General features: G+C 35.3%; 14 protein-coding genes. 4 read left to right on the forward strand and 10 right to left on the reverse strand.

Annotated features, from left to right (window positions below):
• Positions 1–19: 19 nt before the first annotated feature.
• Complete coding sequence (gene dapF, locus H8R24_RS00275; protein ID WP_187016581.1) at positions 20–808, reverse strand: diaminopimelate epimerase; 789 nt, start codon at positions 806–808, stop codon at positions 20–22.
• 137 nt (positions 809–945) lie between these two features.
• Between dapF and H8R24_RS00280 the strand changes: the two genes are divergently transcribed.
• Positions 946–2,346, forward strand: coding sequence for a Do family serine endopeptidase (locus H8R24_RS00280; protein ID WP_187016582.1), 1,401 nt, complete (start codon positions 946–948; stop codon positions 2,344–2,346).
• A gap of 157 nt (positions 2,347–2,503) precedes the next feature.
• Entirely contained in the window at positions 2,504–3,952 is a 1,449-nt protein-coding gene (locus H8R24_RS00285) for a glyceraldehyde-3-phosphate dehydrogenase (RefSeq protein WP_187016583.1), read from the forward strand.
• 207 nt (positions 3,953–4,159) lie between these two features.
• On the opposite strand, the gene H8R24_RS00290 is transcribed toward H8R24_RS00285, so the two are convergent.
• Positions 4,160–5,566, reverse strand: coding sequence for an APC family permease (locus tag H8R24_RS00290; protein WP_187016584.1), 1,407 nt, complete (start codon positions 5,564–5,566; stop codon positions 4,160–4,162).
• A 407-nt stretch (positions 5,567–5,973) separates the two neighbouring features.
• Here H8R24_RS00290 and H8R24_RS00295 point away from each other — a divergent pair, with 407 nt between their 5' ends.
• Positions 5,974–6,948 (forward strand): tetratricopeptide repeat protein, encoded by a 975-nt coding sequence (locus tag H8R24_RS00295; protein ID WP_187016585.1) that lies wholly within the window; start codon positions 5,974–5,976, stop codon positions 6,946–6,948.
• Between the two features lie 65 nt (positions 6,949–7,013).
• On the opposite strand, the gene H8R24_RS00300 is transcribed toward H8R24_RS00295, so the two are convergent.
• From H8R24_RS00300 to H8R24_RS00310, 3 genes are all read right to left on the reverse strand, one after another.
• Positions 7,014–7,241 carry a CDGSH iron-sulfur domain-containing protein gene (locus tag H8R24_RS00300; RefSeq protein WP_187016586.1) on the reverse strand — a complete coding sequence of 76 codons (228 nt, stop codon included), beginning with the start codon at positions 7,239–7,241 and terminating at the stop codon, positions 7,014–7,016.
• A gap of 138 nt (positions 7,242–7,379) precedes the next feature.
• On the reverse strand, positions 7,380–7,793 hold the full coding sequence (locus tag H8R24_RS00305) for a hypothetical protein (RefSeq protein ID WP_187016587.1): 414 nt from the start codon (positions 7,791–7,793) through the stop codon (positions 7,380–7,382).
• A complete protein-coding gene (locus H8R24_RS00310) occupies positions 7,774–8,451 on the reverse strand; it encodes an RNA polymerase sigma factor (RefSeq protein ID WP_317173674.1) in 678 nt (225 codons plus the stop codon). The genes H8R24_RS00305 and H8R24_RS00310 overlap by 20 nt, the downstream gene beginning before the upstream one ends.
• 57 nt (positions 8,452–8,508) lie before the next feature.
• On the opposite strand from H8R24_RS00310, the gene H8R24_RS00315 reads away from it, so the two are divergent.
• The gene (locus H8R24_RS00315) at positions 8,509–8,859 is read left to right on the forward strand and encodes a DUF6249 domain-containing protein (RefSeq protein WP_187016588.1); all 351 of its coding nucleotides are present in this window, start codon (positions 8,509–8,511) and stop codon (positions 8,857–8,859) included.
• A gap of 294 nt (positions 8,860–9,153) precedes the next feature.
• On the opposite strand, the gene H8R24_RS00320 is transcribed toward H8R24_RS00315, so the two are convergent.
• From H8R24_RS00320 to H8R24_RS00340, 5 genes are all read right to left on the reverse strand, one after another.
• A complete protein-coding gene (locus H8R24_RS00320; protein ID WP_187016589.1) occupies positions 9,154–10,545 on the reverse strand; it encodes a peptidoglycan endopeptidase in 1,392 nt (463 codons plus the stop codon).
• Positions 10,546–10,810: 265 nt separating this feature from the next.
• On the reverse strand, positions 10,811–13,072 hold the full coding sequence (locus H8R24_RS00325) for an aconitate hydratase (RefSeq protein ID WP_187016590.1): 2,262 nt from the start codon (positions 13,070–13,072) through the stop codon (positions 10,811–10,813).
• Between the two features lie 124 nt (positions 13,073–13,196).
• Positions 13,197–15,968: a bifunctional aconitate hydratase 2/2-methylisocitrate dehydratase gene (locus H8R24_RS00330; protein WP_187016591.1), complete on the reverse strand. Its 2,772-nt coding sequence runs from the start codon at positions 15,966–15,968 to the stop codon at positions 13,197–13,199.
• A gap of 332 nt (positions 15,969–16,300) precedes the next feature.
• Positions 16,301–17,254 (reverse strand): AAA family ATPase, encoded by a 954-nt coding sequence (locus H8R24_RS00335; protein ID WP_187016592.1) that lies wholly within the window; start codon positions 17,252–17,254, stop codon positions 16,301–16,303.
• A gap of 78 nt (positions 17,255–17,332) precedes the next feature.
• Complete coding sequence (locus H8R24_RS00340; RefSeq protein WP_187016593.1) at positions 17,333–18,763, reverse strand: peptidylprolyl isomerase; 1,431 nt, start codon at positions 18,761–18,763, stop codon at positions 17,333–17,335.
• Positions 18,764–18,842 lie beyond the last annotated feature (79 nt).

Consider the following 18,842-nt stretch of genomic DNA (forward strand, 5'->3'; position numbering starts at 1 on the left):
AGTATTGAATAATTTTTAGCTAGTTTGAAACAGTAATCGAACCTTTGAATACAAAAGTAGCGGGGCCTTTTAGAAAAACATTTGTATACCCCCCCTTCACTTTGTCAAAAGTTACTGTTAGTTTCCCTCCTTCAACATTCAAATTGATGGCAGTTGCAGCCGTAACAGCTGTTGCATGCATCGCTATCGCCACTGCTGTTGCACCGGTTCCGCAGGCTAGGGTTTCATCTTCTACACCGCGCTCGTATGTACGTAGTGAAAAAGTAGTGTCGTCAATTTTACTAACAAAATTGATATTACTTCCTGCTTTTCCATACAATTCACCATAGCGTATGGCTGCTCCGTTTTCTTTTACATTGTAATGGGCTAAATCTTCTACAATTTCAACATGATGAGGCGATCCTGTATTCAAAAATGAATAATCAGGCGTTTGTTTTATATCAACAACATCAATCATCTGCAAAGAAACAAGCCCATCTTCCCCTACAGTAGCATGATGCAATCCATCAATAGCATTAAAAGTCGCTTCGTTTTCGATAACATGAAGCTGTTTGGCGAAAGCCACTAAACAACGTCCCCCGTTCCCACACATGGTGCTTTGATTTCCATCTGAGTTGTAATACACCATTTTAAAATGTGCTTCAGGGTCTTCTTCTAATAAAATAAGGCCATCACCACCAATCCCAAAACGCCTGTCGCACAACTGAGCGATCAATTCAATATCTTCTTTTGGAAAAGTATCTGAACGATTATCAATCATTACAAAATCATTTCCTGTTCCTTGGTATTTATAAAACTCTATTTGCATTATTTATCTAATTGTATTTTACAAAAGTACAAACTATTAATGAAATGTTAATCATTGTTAAAGAGCGTTAAACTGTTTTTTAGCAATCCTTTTTAGCTTTAATTTTACTTTAAGAATAATAAAAAACACAATCGAACATGAAAAAATATTCACACTTACTGATCGTATCTCTGCTCAGCGGAGTGATCACCTTAGGGGCCTATAAACTACTATTTGACGCTGATGGGTATTTCTCTAATGCTAAACACGGAATAACAACTAGCGCAACTAATTCACCCACCAAAAACGTAGGACTATCAGCCGAAGTTCTTGACTTCACAGATGCAGCCGAAAAAACCATTCACTCTGTTGTCCATGTGAAAAATGTTTCTTACAAAACGGTGAGTAATCCAATGTTAGAATATTTCTATGGGTATAAAGGAGGCCAAACACAAGAACAAGTAGGTACAGGTTCTGGAGTGATTATCTCGGCCGATGGTTATATTGTAACGAACAACCACGTTGTAAAAGACGCTTCGGAAATCGAAATAACGTTAAACAATAAAAAAACATACAAAGCAAAACTGATAGGAACCGACTCTAAAATGGATATTGCTTTGCTTAAAATTGATGCTGATGAACCACTTCCGTACACTGCTTTTGGAAATTCTGATTCGGTTAAAATTGGAGAATGGGTACTTGCTGTAGGAAATCCGTACAATTTAACTTCGACAGTAACAGCAGGAATTGTTTCGGCCAAAGCCAGAGATATTGGCAGCAGCGGGATACAGTCATTTATTCAAACAGATGCAGCGGTCAATCCAGGAAATAGTGGAGGCGCACTTGTAAATACTCGCGGAGACTTGATTGGAATTAACACTATGATTTCATCAATGACAGGATCGTATGTGGGGTATTCATTTGCAGTTCCTTCGAATATTGCTCGAAAAATCATCGAAGACATCATGGAATATGGAAATGTACAACGCGGAATTCTAGGAGTTGAAGGAGGAGAGCTAAACGGTCCCGTTTCAAAAGAATTGGGTATCAACCAAACAGAAGGTTTTTATATTAAAAATGTAACCAAAAAATCTGGAGCCGAAAAAGCTGGCCTTACTAAAGGAGATATTATTGTAAAACTAGACGGTCAAAACATAGCTACTTATGCTGATTTATCAGGCTACATCAACACTAAAAGACCCAATGATTCGGTTGAAGTAACGATCATGAGAAACGGAACTAAGAAAACAATTCTGGTAACCCTAAGTAAAAATGAATTTTTTAGTACTGAATTCAAAGGAATAGAACTCGAAAATATTGACGCAACCGATAAAAAGAAATTTAGACTCGACTATGGTGTCAAAATCAAATCCATTACAAATGATAATCTTGCCCAATATGCCGATGAATTAAAAGGAAATATCATTCTAAGTATTGACAACGTAAAAGCCAAAGACATTGAACAAGTGGCTAAACTTTTAAACAGTAAAGACGAGAATCAAAGCATGCGTTTGGAAATGATTAATAAAAACGGAGAAGTACTTCGAATTATCATCTAATACAAACCGAAGAAAACCTAGCAAAGCCAGCTCATTTAATTGAGTTGGCTTTTTTTATTTAAAAAAAATTAAAAAATAGTCTACGAAATCGATTGAAATGGGTATTTTTGCACCAAATTTAAAAAAATAACTACTCAATTTTTACAAATTTTCAAGTATGAAAAACACAGCTTTGTACCAAAAAGAAGTCTCATCTCAAGTAGAAAGACGACGTGCGGGAGTCAAATTAATTAAAATCGTTAGTGATCTATGGTATGACAAATCCATCGAAATGGTTTTATTTAAAAATCAATTATTAGACAAAAATGTAAGTGACATTATCAACTTACATCAATATGCAGCTGAATTTGTAGGGAAGCCTATTAGTATTTTTGCTTCGGTAGAAATTGCCAAAGTAGTTTTGTCATTAGACTTACCACCGTCAAAATTAGACATTGGTAAATTGACTTTCGAATATTTATCGGAAGAAGACAAACACGAAGACGCAAGACATTTTGTACTTGATCGCTTGAAGCATGCTAAAAGTTCAGAAGAGATTCAACCAAAAGATGTTGTTTTATATGGTTTTGGAAGAATTGGTCGTTTATTAGCGCGAGAACTAATGTCTAAAACAGGAAAAGGAAACCAATTGCGGTTGAGAGCTATTGTAACTAGAGACAAAAATGACGCATCAAGCCTTGAAAAAAGAGCTTCGTTATTACGTTATGACTCAATTCATGGTGATTTTCAAGGATCAGTTACTGCTGATGTAGAGAATAATGCCTTAATTATCAATGGAACTACCGTACATATTATTACAGCGAACACTCCTGAAGAAATTGATTATACTGCTTACGACATTGACAATGCTTTAATCATAGACAATACTGGTGCTTTTACAACTGAAGAAGCACTAAGCAGGCATTTAGTTTCTAAAGGTGCTCATAAAGTACTATTGACAGCTCCTGGAAAAGGAGTACCTAATATTGTACATGGTGTGAACCAAAACGAGTACAATCCAGACGAAATCAATATTTTCTCGGCAGCTTCTTGTACTACTAATGCAATTACACCAATCCTAAAAGCGGTTGAAGACACTTTGGGCGTTGTAAAAGGACATTTAGAAACGATTCATTCGTACACAAACGACCAAAACCTGGTTGATAATATGCACAAAAAATACCGTCGTGGTAGAGCAGCGGCTTTAAACATGGTAATTACTGAAACTGGCGCAGGAACGGCAGTTGCCAAAGCATTACCATCTCTTGCTGGAAAATTAACTTCAAATGCAATACGTGTACCTGTCCCTAACGGCTCATTGGTAGTATTAAACCTTGAAGTTGAAAAAGAAACTTCAATACAAGAAATCAATTCAATTATGAAAAGATACGCTCTTGAAGGAGAACTAGTCGAACAAATCAAATATTCTGTAAACAACGAGTTGGTTTCTTCGGATATAGTAGGTACATCAGCGCCTTCGATCTATGACAGTAATGCCACTATTGTGTCAAACGACGGAAAAAACATCGTATTATACATTTGGTACGACAATGAATATGGTTACAGCCACCAAGTAATACGCTTGGCCAAATATATTGCTAAAGTAAGACGTTTTACGTACTACTAGTAGACCACTTACAGGTTGGACATTGTAATTACAGATTTTTAGTTTTTAGTTTTTAGTTCAAGTTTTAGATTTAAAATGTATTCCAAACCAACCTGTATCTCATAAAAAATCCGTTTCGATTAAGTTCGAAACGGATTTTTTTTATATCTAATAAAAAGAGAATAGAAAAAAGACGATTCTATTATCTATCCTCTTTATTCTCAAAAACTATTCTTTAGCTTTTGTCAAATAATACACCGGAACACCAATTAACATAATTAGAACTCCCCACCCACAAGTACTTGTTTTTGTATACAGCAACGCAACGCAAATAGCCGAAGCTATTACAATATATAAAGCAGGTAAAAATGGATATGCAAAAGCTTTATAAGTACGCTCTGCATCCGGCATTTTTTTACGCAGAATAAAAATTCCTAGAATTGTCAAAATGTAAAAAATCAATACAATAATCACGACAAAGTCTAACAAATCACCATACTTCCCTGTTAAACACAAAGCCGAAGCCCAAACGCATTGTGCCCAAATAGACCAAGCTGGCACTTTTGCTTCATTCAACTCTGCTGCTTTTTTAAAGAAAACACCATCTTTTGCCATTGTATAATACACCCTCGCACCAGCCATAATCAAGCCATTATTACAAGCAAAAGTCGAAATCATAATCATCACAGCGATAATCAAGGTACCAATAGGTCCAAAAATATACTGAGAAGCTACAACTGCTACCCTATCAGACTCGGCTGTTGCAATTTCTTGCAAAGGAACCACTGCCAGATACATTACGTTAGCCAAAATATAAATAGAACTAACGATCATCGTTCCTAGAAACAAACTCAACCCTACATTGCGTTTTGGATTTTTAATCTCGGCGGCAATAAAAGTAACACCTTCCCAAGCAACACTCGAAAACATAGAACCCACTAAGGCAGCAGATATCCCAGAAATCAAAGCTGTTCCACTAATAGGTAACCAAGAACCAGATGCTACATCAAGCGATTGTGAAGTCCAAGCATTAGCCCAGTTTGCATCCCAAACTTCAGATTTAGCAGCAAAAAATCCAAAGACAATTAAGCCTGCCAAAGATAAAATCTTGATTACTGTCAACACTGTTTGTAAAATCTTAGAGTTTTTCACCCCGCGACTGTTAATATAACTCAACAAAATAATGGTGAAAATAGAAACAAGTTGTGCTGCATTTAGCTTAAAATCACCTATTTCATAAAGGATGTTTTTATCACTAAAAGAAGGAAATAAATAAGCAGCAAACTTAGAAAAAGCAACACCTACTGCAGCAATTGTACCTGTTTGAATCACCGCAAAAAAGCTCCAACCGTATAAAAACCCGATTAGTTTTCCATACGCTTCCTTAATATAGACATACTGACCACCTGCTTTTGGAAATAAAGCACTTAACTCGCCATAACTCACAGCAGCAATCACTGTAATCACACCCGTAAGCACCCACATGGCTATTAACCACCCAGCCGATCCCAACTGGCGTACCATATCTGAACTTACTATAAATATCCCTGAACCTATCATAGAACCTACCACCAGCATGGTGCCGTCCAGGAGGCCGAGCTCTCTCTTAAAATCGTCTTGATTATCGTCTTGCATTTTTTGTTTTTTGGTTTAATTAGTTGGCTAAAGATATACTTTTTTTCGAAATCGATAGAAAACCGCAAAAAAATTAAGTTAAATTCTTCCAGACGCCCGTTCTACTCAAAAAAAACATTTAAAATCAGCACTAATAGTATTGCAAAAAAAATCTAATATCTGCCCTAAAGGAAGTAATATTCACAAAAAAAAGAATGTTTTGCACTATTATAATTACCAAAAATGAGAAGCGTAGCATTAACTTATTTTCATTAAACCATTACCTAAAAGAACTACAATAACAAGAAAAAACGGACTGATAGTTCCTGTTTAAAATAAGATTTTATTTATATTTGACGTAGCAGAAGAATGAGTAATCCTATTTCTACACTAAAAACTAAAAAAAAGGCCGTAAACACAACCCATCCATGAAAAAACTAATCCTTATACTAGTTGCCCTTGCATTATACTCAAACGAAAGTGCAGCGCAGAAAAATAAAAAAACCGAAACTGATACACTACTAAAAGAACTTGCTGATAACAGCTGTAAATGCATTGACTCCATCAGTGCGTATGACAAAACCAACGATGCTGTTGCCCTTGAAATTAGCGAATGTATCAACAAAAATACGGAAGCCTTACATATAGGAAAACAACTCATGAACACTGCAACCTTAAAGCAAACCAACAATGAAAAAAACAATAAAACAAAGGTAGACATCACAATTAATCTCGATAAAGAATCAACTAGCTACAAAGAATCGTATTATGAACTGGAACGCTATCTAATGAGTAATTGTAGTGAAATGAAAGTAAAAGCAGCTTCATCAGAAAAACAAAATGAAAACTCTGTTTCTAACAATAAAAAAGCACGTGAATTTTATTCTATAGGGCAAAAGGAAAGCACGAAAGGAAATTATGAAAAGGCTGCCGAAAATTTTGAAAAAGCTGTAAAAGAAGATCCTAAATTTGCATTTGCTTGGGATAACTTAGGCATCAGTTATAGACAACTTAATCAAATCGACAAAGCCATTGAGGCCTATCGCAAATCCATTGCACTTGATCCTACTGGAACGATGCCGTTACAAAACATTGCCGTTGCTTATATCTATAAAAAGGAATACCACAAAGCAATTGAAGCTTACGAAAAACTTGCCACGGTAGAAAAAAACAATCCTGAAGTGCAATATGGAATTGGAAACATATATACTAATTATCTCAAAGAGTACGAAAAAGGACTTGATAGTATGTGTAAAGCGTACAATTTATATGTTGATCAAAAATCACCTTATAGAACAGATGCCGAAACAATAATTAGTATGATCTATGCCGAAATGAAAAAGCAAGGCAAGGAAGAACAATTCAATACCATTTTAAAAAACAATCATATTACTCAAAACTAAGAAGACAAAAAAAGCTGCATTTTATAAATAAATGCAGCTTTTTTTTATGAATTATAAACCGAAAGTTATTTTATTTTCACTGGTGGCAAATCAAATGCCGCTGGTTCATGCTCAAAACCATTACGGTGTGATCCATCACAAAAAGGCTTATTTGCAGATAGTCCGCAACGACATAAACCTAAAGCGGTTCTTCCTTCTAAACCGTATACTTTACCTTCACTGTCCATGATTTCAAAATCACCTTCGATCTTGATTGAACCATTCTTATTGATTGTTAATTTTGTCTTGCTCATAATGCTATTTATTTTATCGACGCCAAAGATTGTAAAATATTTTTTAGCTCCCTGAATTGCCAACACTTTTTTATGCTCTTACCCTCTATTTACATTAATTCTATTTTACAAAAAAAGACCACTGCTACTTTATCAAATCTATATATGAAATCGTTTATCAAAATGCAATTTCAAAAACGAGACCTGCACCAATACTAAAACCGACAAACAAGACACTGCATAAAGAACAATTTTTGAAACAGAAAAACCAAAAGCAGTGCTGGAAATCTTATCCATCACCACGCTATTAACATTCGTCATTTCCATCCAACTTGAAGTTTCTTGCTGTGGACCATACAGAACATAAGCGATGATCAATGCAAACAAAGCAGCAATCAAAGACCATCCTTTTCTTGATATCAATGGCTTATAAATGGTCGCTTTTGACTGACTCATAGCACTAACTTGCATCATCAACTGCGCAGTAAAATCAATAGTAGGCGATTGCAAAGAGCTACTTTTCATCGCTTTATTTACTATGCTTTCTAGTTTTTTATCTTCGCTCGCGTTCATATTGCTCAATTATTTCTGGTTCTAATTTTTCTTTTAACAATGCAGCTAGTTTTTTCCGACTTCTAAATAGTTTTACTTTGACGTTAGCCTCAGATATAGCCACGATTTTTGCAATTTCGGCTATTGACTGTTCATCAAAATAATAAAGTGTCAGTAAAAAACTTTCTTCTTCGGGTAATTTTTGCAAACAGGCTTCTATTATTTGGCTCTGTTCCTTGTCTGCCAAAATTTCAAAGGCATTATCTAATGTTGCCAACTGCCTTTCCGTGAATTCGTCAATTGTATCTTTTTGATATTCTTGTTTGTACTTCTTTAATGCATCAAGACAACTATTATATGTAATTCTGTAAATCCAAGTCGAAAACTTTGCCTCTCCTTTGAACTTCGATAAAGACTTAAACACTTTTATAAAAGTATCTTGAGCAACCTCCTCTGCTTCTTCCCTGTTTTTTAGCATGCGCAACGCTAAGGTAAACACCAAATCCCGATACCGATCTACTAATACAGCAAAAGACTTTGTATCTCCAGCTAGCACTTTCTTAATGTAGTATGTATCTTCAATTTGAATCATATAATGGTAAGACTGTGATCCAGCTGTTTTGGTTACAGTTAAATTAAAAAAAGTTTTTTTTGATAAAAAGTGTAACCAAAGTATCATTACTACCGTCCTAAGCTAGGAACACATTAAAAGTAATCAATTAAAAAACAAACTATCATGGGACCAGAAGTATTTATCATTTTCATCATTTTCGGAGCTATCTTCGGAGTATTCTATTTATTTTTTTCGACTCGTAACAGAGAGCGCTTAGCGTTAATTGAAAAAGGAGTTGACGCCAGTGTTTTTATGTCTAAGAGACCCAAACACACCTCTTCGTTATGGAAAGCTTTTCTATTGAATCTAGCCGTTGTTTTAATGGGAGTAGGTGCAGGGATATTAATCGCATTAATGATACAGAACATTTTTGGGATTACAGACAACGCCTTATTCCCTGGAATAATCTTTTTAACAGCTGGTACAGGCTTACTAGTTGGATTTAAAATAACCAAAGATTTAGATGATAAATAAGGTTTCAAACATCAATCCATTACAACCGCTACTTCATCAATAGCGGTTTTTTTGTACTCGAAAAAGTCATAGAGCACAATAAAGCCCTAGCCCTGATGGTAGTGAAATACTTATGAAATTAATTTTTACTTTTTCTTGACCTAAAAGAGCGACTAAAAGAAGCTCCTTTTGGGGCATTAGAAAAATAAAATTAATGAAATAAGGATGCAACGACAGCAGGAAATAGCTCCTAAAAAAAAACTCCCAAGCATATAGTTGGGAGTTTATTATCGTTTAAAAATCGCCTCTTTTTTTTTACAACACGCGGTTGATTTGAGTAACTCTTTTAGTATAATATTTTTCTTTGAGTGATGAAATAATAACCCCAGTTGACGAAGCATGAATGAATTTTATATCGCCATCATTTACTTCTACCACCATACCTACGTGGTTTATTTGTCGTCTCCCATTGGTTTTAAAGAAAATCAAATCTCCTTTTTGAGCATCTTCATTATTGATTTTTGTACCATAATGAGATTGCTCTATTGAAGTACGAGGCAGGTCGATATCAAAAGCTCCAAATGTAGTGCACATCAAGCCCGAACAGTCAAAACCATCTTTAGTAGTACCACCTGAACGGTATCGTGTCCCTATGTTTTCTGACGCTGTAGACACTAGTTGATCTAGAAAATCAGTACCATGAAATCCTTTTACATTGTAATTTGATGTATTAGTATCTATAGCTACTGCTTCTGGCACAATAACAGGCTCAACAATTTTAATATTACTGATAGATAATTTAAAGCCTATTGGCAAATTATTTACGATACTTGGATTTTGTCTTTCCAGCTCTTTAACTGATATTCCGTACTCTCTTGCGATTCCGTATTTAGTTTCTTTTGGCAACACTTCGCGCGTTACTGTGGTAGTCTCGGCAAGTTTTTCATCTGGAACTACTGGCTTCAAAGTTTCTAAAACTACAGGTTTTACACTAGTAGCTTCAACTACCGCTACAGTGCCTTTATTTTCTTCTGCTTTTACTGGAATCAATATTTTTTGTCCAATTTTTAATCCTTCGGTTTCTAAAATTGGATTTGCTTTATCTAAATCTGCAACTGTAATACCATATTCTTTTGCAATTGCATACTTGGTCTCTGTGGCTTGTATTTCACGAACAACCATATCCGAAGCAGCAACAGGAGTATCATCCGCTGCCACAGTCGACTTTTTATCAATAGTTTTCGAGGTCTCTTTTTCCGTTTTCTTTTCTGCGACTTGCGCTGTACCTGCATTAAATTCGTTACCTGGAATAGTTATTTTTTGACCTTTTCTTAAACCTGATTTTTCTAGTGTAGGATTACTTTGGTACAATTCTTTTACCGTCAGACCATATTGTTTTGCAATACCGTAAATGGTTTCTTTGGGAAGAACAGCATGTGTTTTTTCGGGAAAGTTGGTTGGTTTTTCTGTTGATGTAATTTTAGTTTTTTCGCTTGTTGACGGAATCAATAAAACAGATTTAAATTTAATTCCCTTCTTAGCATCTGGGTTTAGTGCGTAAATAGCTGATGATTTCACCTTGTATTGTTCTGCAATTTTAGTAATTGTTTCTCCCTTACCAACAGTATGCTTTGTATAGTTTTCTTGTGAAAAAGAACTGAAACCTGCCAACATTACCATTCCTAAAATCAAACTACTAAACTTCATACCACTATTTTAAATTCAATAAAAACTAACTATAATCAACTGATTTTCAATACTAAATAATGCAATTATTAAAAACCAGTACATTTAACTTATTCTAAATCAACAATATTAAAATACAAAAATGTACTAAATGCGAATTTAGCCAATTATTACAAATATCGTTTTTTTTTAACAACTCTTTATATAGAATTTAACAAAAACTTAAAAAAAAAAACAAAAACGCTCTGTTTTCACAGAGCGTCTTTAATATATACTAAACTTAAAATTAAGCTTCAGCAGCAATTAAATTTAATGCAGAACCTGCAACATACCAACCAATTTGACCTGCATTGTAAGTATGATTAGCCAAAACCAAATCCTTACTTCCATCAATATGGACAAATTCAATTGTTAATGGTTTTCCTGGAGCAAAATCTACTAAATCAATAAAGTTGATCGTGTCATCCTCTTGAATTTTATCATAATCCGCTTCATTTGCAAAAGTCAAACCTAGCAAACCTTGTTTTTTAAGATTTGTTTCATGAATACGAGCAAAAGATTTTACTAAAACCGCTTTTACACCTAAGAAACGAGGCTCCATTGCAGCGTGTTCACGAGAAGAACCTTCTCCGTAATTATGATCTCCAACAACAACAGAAGGAACTCCAGCTGCTTTGTAAGCACGAGCGACAGTAGGAACAGCATCATACCCTCCTGTTAACTGGTTCTTAACTGAATTTGTTTTTTTAGTATATGCATTTACAGCACCAATCAACATATTATTTGAAATATTATCTAAATGTCCGCGGAAACGCAACCATGGTCCAGCCATAGAAATATGATCGGTTGTGCATTTTCCAAAGGCTTTGATAAGCAATTTAGCTCCTGTTATATTTTTACCGTCCCAAGCATCAAATGGCGCTAATAATTGCAAACGATCTGAGGATTCATCAACAACAATTTTCACTCCAGATCCATCAGAAGCAGGCTCTTGAAAACCATTATCATCAACATCAAAACCTTTTTTAGGCAACTCATCACCAAAAGGAGCTTTCAGCATCACTTCTTCTCCTTTATCATTCAATAAAGCATCTGTCAAGGGATTAAAGTCCAAACGTCCTGAAATTGCAAGTGCAGCTACCATTTCTGGAGACGTTACAAAGGCGTGGGTATTTGGGTTTCCGTCCGCTCTTTTGGAAAAATTACGGTTAAATGAATGTACAATGGTGTTTTCCTCTTGCTTATCTGCTCCTGCTCTATCCCACTGACCGATACAGGGTCCGCAGGCATTGGTAAAGACTTTGGTTCCCATTTTTTCAAAAGTCGCAATCATACCGTCTCTCTCGATCGTGTATCTTATTTGCTCTGAACCTGGGTTAATTCCAAATTCAGCTTTAGGAGTAATTCCGTGTTCCACAGCTTGATTTACGATGGATGCAGCGCGAGCCATATCCTCGTAAGAAGAGTTGGTACAAGAACCGATTAAACCCCATTCTACTTTTATTGGCCATCCGTTTGCAGCAGCTTCCTCTTTCATTTTAGAAACTGGTGTACCTCTATCTGGCGTAAAAGGACCATTGATATAAGGTTCCAACTCTGAAAGATTAATTTCGATTACTTGATCAAAATACTGCTCAGGATTAGCGTATACTTCAGGATCCCCTGTTAAGTGATCAGCCACTTTATCCGCAGCGTCAACTACATCTTGGCGTCCTGTAGCACTTAAATACCTACGCATGGAATCATCGTATCCAAAAGTAGATGTAGTAGCACCAATCTCGGCACCCATATTACAAATAGTTCCTTTACCCGTACAAGACATATTAAGCGCCCCTTCACCAAAATATTCTACAATTGCTCCTGTTCCCCCTTTTACAGTAAGAATATCAGCCACTCTTAGAATTACATCTTTTGGCGCTGTCCAACCTGATAATTTACCTGTTAATTTTACACCTATTAGTTTAGGGAATTTCAATTCCCATCCCATTCCTGACATTACATCCACCGCATCAGCTCCACCAACACCAATAGCCAGCATGCCTAAACCACCTGCATTTACAGTATGCGAATCAGTTCCAATCATCATTCCACCTGGGAAAGCATAATTCTCTAAAACGATTTGGTGAATAATCCCTGAGCCTGGTTTCCAGAAACCAATTCCGTATTTATTTGAAACAGAAGATAAAAAATCAAAAACTTCACTTGATTGCTGTTTTGCAAAAGCTAAATCTTTTTCGGCTCCTACTTTTGCCAAAATCAAGTGGTCACAATGTACCGTTGTAGGTACTGCAACCGTTTTCTTTCCGGCATGCATAAATTGCAACAAAGCCATTTGTGCAGTTGCATCTTGACAAGCAACTCTATCTGGAGCGAAGTCAACATAATCCACTCCTCTGCCGTAAGCTTGACTCGCTTTACCATCCCAAAGGTGGGTGTATAAAATTTTCTCCGTTAATGTAAGCGGACGTCCCACTACCTTACGTGCAGCTTCAACACGAGTCGCCATATTGTCGTACACTTTTTTAATCATATCAATATCAAAAGCCATACTTTCTAAATTTTATATTTATTTATCCTTTTAAACACCACAAGATACAAAAAAAACAGCTCTAATAAAAAAGCCTGAGCTATTAACTCAGGCTTTTAGAATATATTTAACAGACAATTTACAATTATCTAACTAGTTGCTTGTGTGAAGGAGAGAACTTAGTCAAGTTGATTCCGTCTACCGCGGCGATATACTCTTCGATAGTAGGTGTTCTTCCTAAAATTGTAGACAAAACCACAACTGGTGTTGACGAAAGTAAGGACTCTCCTTTTTTACCTTCTGTATCTTCTACTACTCTTCCTTGGAAAAGACGTGTTGATGTTGCCATAACAGTATCTCCTTTAGCCGCTTTTTCTTGGTTACCCATACAAAGGTTACAACCAGGACGCTCTAAGTACAACATTTTTTCATAAGATGTACGAGCCAAAGCTTTAGGCACATTATCATCAAATTCAAAACCTGAATATTTTTGTAAAACAGCCCAGTCTCCTTCGGCTTTTAATTCATCAACAATGTTATAAGTTGGTGGAGCAACAACTAGAGGCGCTTTAAATTCAACTTTACCTTGTTGTTTTTCGATATTCTTAAGCATTTGAGCTAAGATTTTCATATCTCCTTTATGAACCATACAAGATCCAATAAAACCAAGATCTACTTTTTTATCACCACCATAAAAAGAAAGTGGACGAATTGTATCGTGTGTATATCTTTTAGACACATCAATATTATTTACATCTGGATCTGCAATCATTGGTTCAGCAATAATATCAAGATCCACCACTACTTCAGCAAAATATTTTGCATCTGCATCTGGAGCCAAAGCTGGTTTTTCACCAGTTCTAATCTCGTTAATTCTCTTATCTGCGATAGCAATCAATCCTTTTAATACTTGAGTTGCATTATCCATTCCTTTATCAATCATGATTTGGATTCTGCTTTTTGCAATTTCCAATGATTCGATTAAAGTAGCATCTTCAGATATACAGATAGACGCTTTCGCTTTCATCTCTGCAGTCCAATCTGTAAATGTAAACGCTTGGTCAGCAGTTAATGTACCAATATGCACTTCAATAACTCTTCCTTGGAACACGTTATCTCCTTTAAATTGTTGCAACATTTGAGATTGAGTAGCATGAACTACATCACGGAAATCCATGTATGGTTTCATCTCTCCTTTGAACGTTACTTTTACTGATTGCGGGATTGGCATAGTAGCTTCACCTGTAGCTAATGCTAAGGCAACTGTTCCTGAATCTGCTCCAAAAGCAACCCCTTTAGACATTCTAGTATGAGAGTCACCTCCAATAATAATAGCCCAGTCATCAACTGTTAGGTCATTCAATACTTTATGAATAACATCCGTCATGGCAAGATATTCTCCTTTAGGATCACGAGCTGTAATCAATCCGAAGTCGTTCATAAACTTCATTAACCTTGGGATATTCGCTTTTGACTTATTATCCCAAACTGATGCAGTATGACAACCTGATTGGTAAGCACCATCAACAATTGGCGAAATCACAGTAGCAGCCATAGACTCTAATTCTTGTGATGTCATTAATCCAGTTGTATCTTGTGAACCTACGATATTAACTTCTACACGTACATCTGAACCTGCGTGCAATACTTTACCCGGAGTTGTTCCAACAGCGTTTTTGTTGAATATTTTTTCAACAGCCGTAAGTCCTTGCCCTTCGATAGAAATTTCTTTTGATGCAGCGTAAACTTGCGGAATTTCAATATTTAAAGTTTTGCAAGCAAATGTTTGTAGTTTTTTACCAAAAACGATAGCATAAGATCCACCCGCTTTGATAAATTCCACTTTTTGCGGAGTTAATGAAGAAGAGATATCAATCAATTCTTTGTCTCCGTTATATAATTTCTTAGATTTTGTATTGATAGTCAAAACAGTACCTGTTGCCACAGAGTAAACCTCTTCAAGAACTGGTTCTCCAGCAGCATCCACAACAACATTTCCTTGTGCATCTACTTTTTTAACCCAGTTTTTAAGATCAATTCCAATTCCTCCTGTAACACCTACAGTAGTAAGGAAAATTGGTGATATACCATTTGTTCCTGCAATGATTGGAGCAATATTAATAAAAGGAACATAAGGACTTGCTTGTTTTCCTGTCCATAATGCCACGTTATTCACACCTGACATTCTTGAAGATCCAACTCCCATTGTACCTCTCTCTGCAATAAGCATAACGCTTTTATCAGGATTAGCTTCGGCCATAGCTTTAATCTCATCTTGTGCTTCAGGAGAAATTAAACATTTTCCATGCAATTCACGATCCGATCTTGAGTGTGCTTGGTTTCCTGGAGAAAGTAAATCTGTTGAGATATCTCCAACACCAGCGATGTAAGTAATTACCTTAATTTCTTCTGCGATTTCTGGTAACTTAGTAAAGAATTCTGCTTGAGCATAACTCTCCAAAATTTCTTTAGCTACAGCATTACCACTTTTATAAGCTGCTTCTAAACGATCCGTATCTGCTTCATAAAGAAAAACTTGCGTTTTTAAAACTTTGGCAGCCTCTTTTGCAATAGCAGCATCAGCTCCTAAAGCCAAGTCTAGTAAAACTTCAACAGAAGTACCCCCTTTCATATGCGATAACAATTCTAAAGCAAAAACAGGAGTAATCTCAGCAACTACTGATTCCCCTAAAATGATTTGCTTTAAAAACTTAGCTTTTACACCAGCAGCAGGAGTAGTTCCAGGAACAACATTATAGATAAAGAAGTTTAGAGAATCTACTCTATACTCGTTATTCAAATCTTTAATTTGCGAAATAACATCGCTCAATAATTCTGCTCCATCAATTGGCTTTGGGTTAAGCCCTTGGGTTTTTCTTTCGGCAATCTCTTGGATATAATCCTTATACGTATTCATAATAGAAGTATTTTTTTTTCAATTTAAACAGCTCATTACATTGACAAATTCAACACAAAAGCCATTGTATATAGGTACTTATTTGTTTTTCAAACGCAAATTTACATATTAAAGATGAGAATTAAAAAAATTTAATAGAGGTGCGCTTTTCAAAAATTATTATTATCTAATACTGATTTTTAATGCGTAATATTAGCGAAATACAAAAATTTTAACAGTTTTATGGTTAATCCATAATTAATCATTTGTATTTTCGCGTTTTTAAAAACACAAAAAGACAGCGATCTAAGAAAACGATATAGTTCTAACAAAAAATCCAGCTCAAAAGTGCTTTAAAGCAACTTTGAAATAATAATTTCCTCCGTGATTCCTTCGGCATCTGCTTTATAATTCTTAATAATTCTGTGACGGAGTATCCCAATAGCAACCGCCTTCACATCTTCAATATCTGGCGAAAACTTACCATTAAAAGCTGCATTTGCTTTGGCTGCCAAAATTAAATTTTGCGAAGCTCTTGGACCTGCTCCCCAGTCTAAGTAATTTTTCACAAAACCGTCTGCCATAGCGTTATCCGGTCTGGTTTTACTGACTAATCCCACCGCATATTCTACCACATTATCTGCTACCGGAATCCTACGTATCAAATGCTGAAAATCAATAATTTCTTGGGCTGTAAATAATGAATTCACCACTGAGCGAGCGTCTGAAGTTGTTCTTTTAACCACTTCTACTTCTTCTTCAAATGTAGGATACTCTAATTTTATAGCAAACATAAAACGATCTAACTGCGCCTCTGGCAAAGGATAAGTCCCTTCTTGCTCAATAGGGTTTTGTGTAGCAAGAACAAAATAAGGAAGATCTAATTTATAATTTTCCCCAGCAATTGTAACTGAGCGTTCTTGCATAGCCTCCAGCAAGGCCGCTTGCGTTTTAGGAGGTGTTCTATTGATTTCGTCAGCTAGAATAATATTCGAAAAAACGGGCCCTTTTATAAATTTAAACTGGCGATTTTCATCTAAAATTTCACTCCCTAAGATATCCGAAGGCATCAAATCTGGTGTAAACTGAATTCTTTTAAAATTCAAACCTAAAGCTTGCGCCAATGTATTCACCAATAAAGTTTTGGCTAATCCGGGCACACCTACCAAAAGTGCATGTCCACCAGAAAAAATACTTAATAAAATTTGATCTACCACCGCATCTTGACCAACGATAACTTTGGCTATTTCGGTTTTAAGATCATTACGTTTTTGAACTAAATCATGTATTGCTGCGACATCAGACATTTATAAACTTGTTTAAATTAAAAAAGAGCTAACTCTATGGATTCATAAAGCTAACTCTTTTTATTTATTTTATAAAAATTATTTTTTAATCCAATTATTTGTAAAAGTACAATCTCTATATTCTCCTAGAACTTTTACATACGTTTCTTTGATCTTTTCATCAAACCATTTTCCAATAGCTTTAATTTGCTTTTCTTTTAAAGCTAATTCTTTGATCTTAATATAATCCGTAGCATAATCAGCTGTGTGTTCATTAATTCTATTTGTTACCGTTACAATTTTAAAAGTCTTTTTACCATTTTCATCAGAATCTAAGAAAGGCTGAGAAATAGAATCATCTTTTAAATTTGAGACTTGGCTGTAGAGACTTGGATCCATTTTTGTCAATTCAAAACGTGTGTCTTGCGTTTTTGGGTTAATCAAAACTCCACCGTTAGCTTTTGTTTCTTTTTGATCAGACTCTGCTCTTGCCGCATCAGCGAAAGTTATTTTCTTATCAATAATTTTATTTCGAATCAAAGTAATCTTTTCTTTAGCCGCATTTACCTCTTCCTCTGATACAGATGGCGTTAATAAAATATGACGCAATTCAATTTCTTGACCTTTAATTTTCTCTATATATATAATATGAAACCCGTAAATAGTTTCAAACGGAGCCGATATCTCCCCTTCTTGCAAACTAAAAGCAACATCCTTAAACTCTTTGATAAAAGCTGTTTTTCTATTCATTTTATAAAAACCTCCATTTGAAGCTGATCCAGGATCCTTAGAATACAAAACGGCTTTCGTAGAAAAACTAGACCCTTCCTCTACATCTTTCTTAAAACTATTTAGCTTGTCTATTACCTTTTGCTTTTCAGCATCCGAAATTTTTGGCTCAATTACAATTTGCGCGACTTCCATTTCGGCACCAAACTGTGGCAACTCATCTTTAGGAATACTTTTAAAGAAGTTACGAACCTCTTCTGGAGTAATTTCTACTCCTTCAACAATCTTTTTTTGCATTTCAGAAGTCAACCTTTGCTCTTTTAAAATATCAAAGAAATAACTTTTAAACTCTTCCTCTGAATTTTTCTTGTAATACTCTACAACTTTATCTAAAGAACCAATCTGAGCAACCATACGACTCAATTGATCTTCCATCAAGCCTTTAACTTCGGCATCTGTTACTTTAATACTATCTTGAACTGCTTGATGAGCATATAATTTATCTTCCATTAGTTTACCTAACATCTGACATCTTGTAATATCTTTGATTGATCCACCTTGACCAGAAATCTCCAAGTATGATTTATCAATATCTGAATCCAAAATAATATAGTCACCCACTGTTGCAATAACACCATCAATTTTTTGACGCTGACTTGATTTAACCTTCTTAACAGGTGCAACCACACTATCCTTAATTACTTCCTGAGCCTGTGTTAGTGTACTTGAAAAAAATACAAGAAAAAAAATAAGTGCAATTTTATTATTGATGGACTTCATTTGAAATTTATTTAAAACCATTATTTGAAATTTAAACTATAATATAGGGGCCTGTTGTTGCTTTTTTAACATCTTTCCACAAATAACTGACTCACGCAAC

This window comes from Flavobacterium muglaense (assembly GCF_014305155.1).
GTDB classification, from domain to species: Bacteria; Bacteroidota; Bacteroidia; order Flavobacteriales; family Flavobacteriaceae; genus Flavobacterium; species Flavobacterium muglaense.

Excerpts from the sequence above, each read along its gene's own strand:
- H8R24_RS00295 (WP_187016585.1), top strand. The coding sequence starts at position 5,974 with ATGAAAAAACTAATCCTTATACTAGTTGCCCTTGCATTATACTCAAAC.
- H8R24_RS00325 (WP_187016590.1), bottom strand. The coding sequence starts at position 13,072 with ATGGCTTTTGATATTGATATGATTAAAAAAGTGTACGACAATATGGCG.
- H8R24_RS00280 (WP_187016582.1), top strand. The coding sequence starts at position 946 with ATGAAAAAATATTCACACTTACTGATCGTATCTCTGCTCAGCGGAGTG.
- H8R24_RS00320 (WP_187016589.1), bottom strand. The coding sequence starts at position 10,545 with ATGAAGTTTAGTAGTTTGATTTTAGGAATGGTAATGTTGGCAGGTTTC.
- H8R24_RS00315 (WP_187016588.1), top strand. The coding sequence starts at position 8,509 with ATGGGACCAGAAGTATTTATCATTTTCATCATTTTCGGAGCTATCTTC.
- H8R24_RS00290 (WP_187016584.1), bottom strand. The coding sequence starts at position 5,566 with ATGCAAGACGATAATCAAGACGATTTTAAGAGAGAGCTCGGCCTCCTG.
- H8R24_RS00335 (WP_187016592.1), bottom strand. The coding sequence starts at position 17,254 with ATGTCTGATGTCGCAGCAATACATGATTTAGTTCAAAAACGTAATGAT.
- H8R24_RS00330 (WP_187016591.1), bottom strand. The coding sequence starts at position 15,968 with ATGAATACGTATAAGGATTATATCCAAGAGATTGCCGAAAGAAAAACC.
- dapF (WP_187016581.1), bottom strand. The coding sequence starts at position 808 with ATGCAAATAGAGTTTTATAAATACCAAGGAACAGGAAATGATTTTGTA.
- H8R24_RS00340 (WP_187016593.1), bottom strand. The coding sequence starts at position 18,763 with ATGGTTTTAAATAAATTTCAAATGAAGTCCATCAATAATAAAATTGCA.
- H8R24_RS00285 (WP_187016583.1), top strand. The coding sequence starts at position 2,504 with ATGAAAAACACAGCTTTGTACCAAAAAGAAGTCTCATCTCAAGTAGAA.
- H8R24_RS00300 (WP_187016586.1), bottom strand. The coding sequence starts at position 7,241 with ATGAGCAAGACAAAATTAACAATCAATAAGAATGGTTCAATCAAGATC.
- H8R24_RS00310 (WP_317173674.1), bottom strand. The coding sequence starts at position 8,451 with ATGATACTTTGGTTACACTTTTTATCAAAAAAAACTTTTTTTAATTTA.
- H8R24_RS00305 (WP_187016587.1), bottom strand. The coding sequence starts at position 7,793 with ATGAACGCGAGCGAAGATAAAAAACTAGAAAGCATAGTAAATAAAGCG.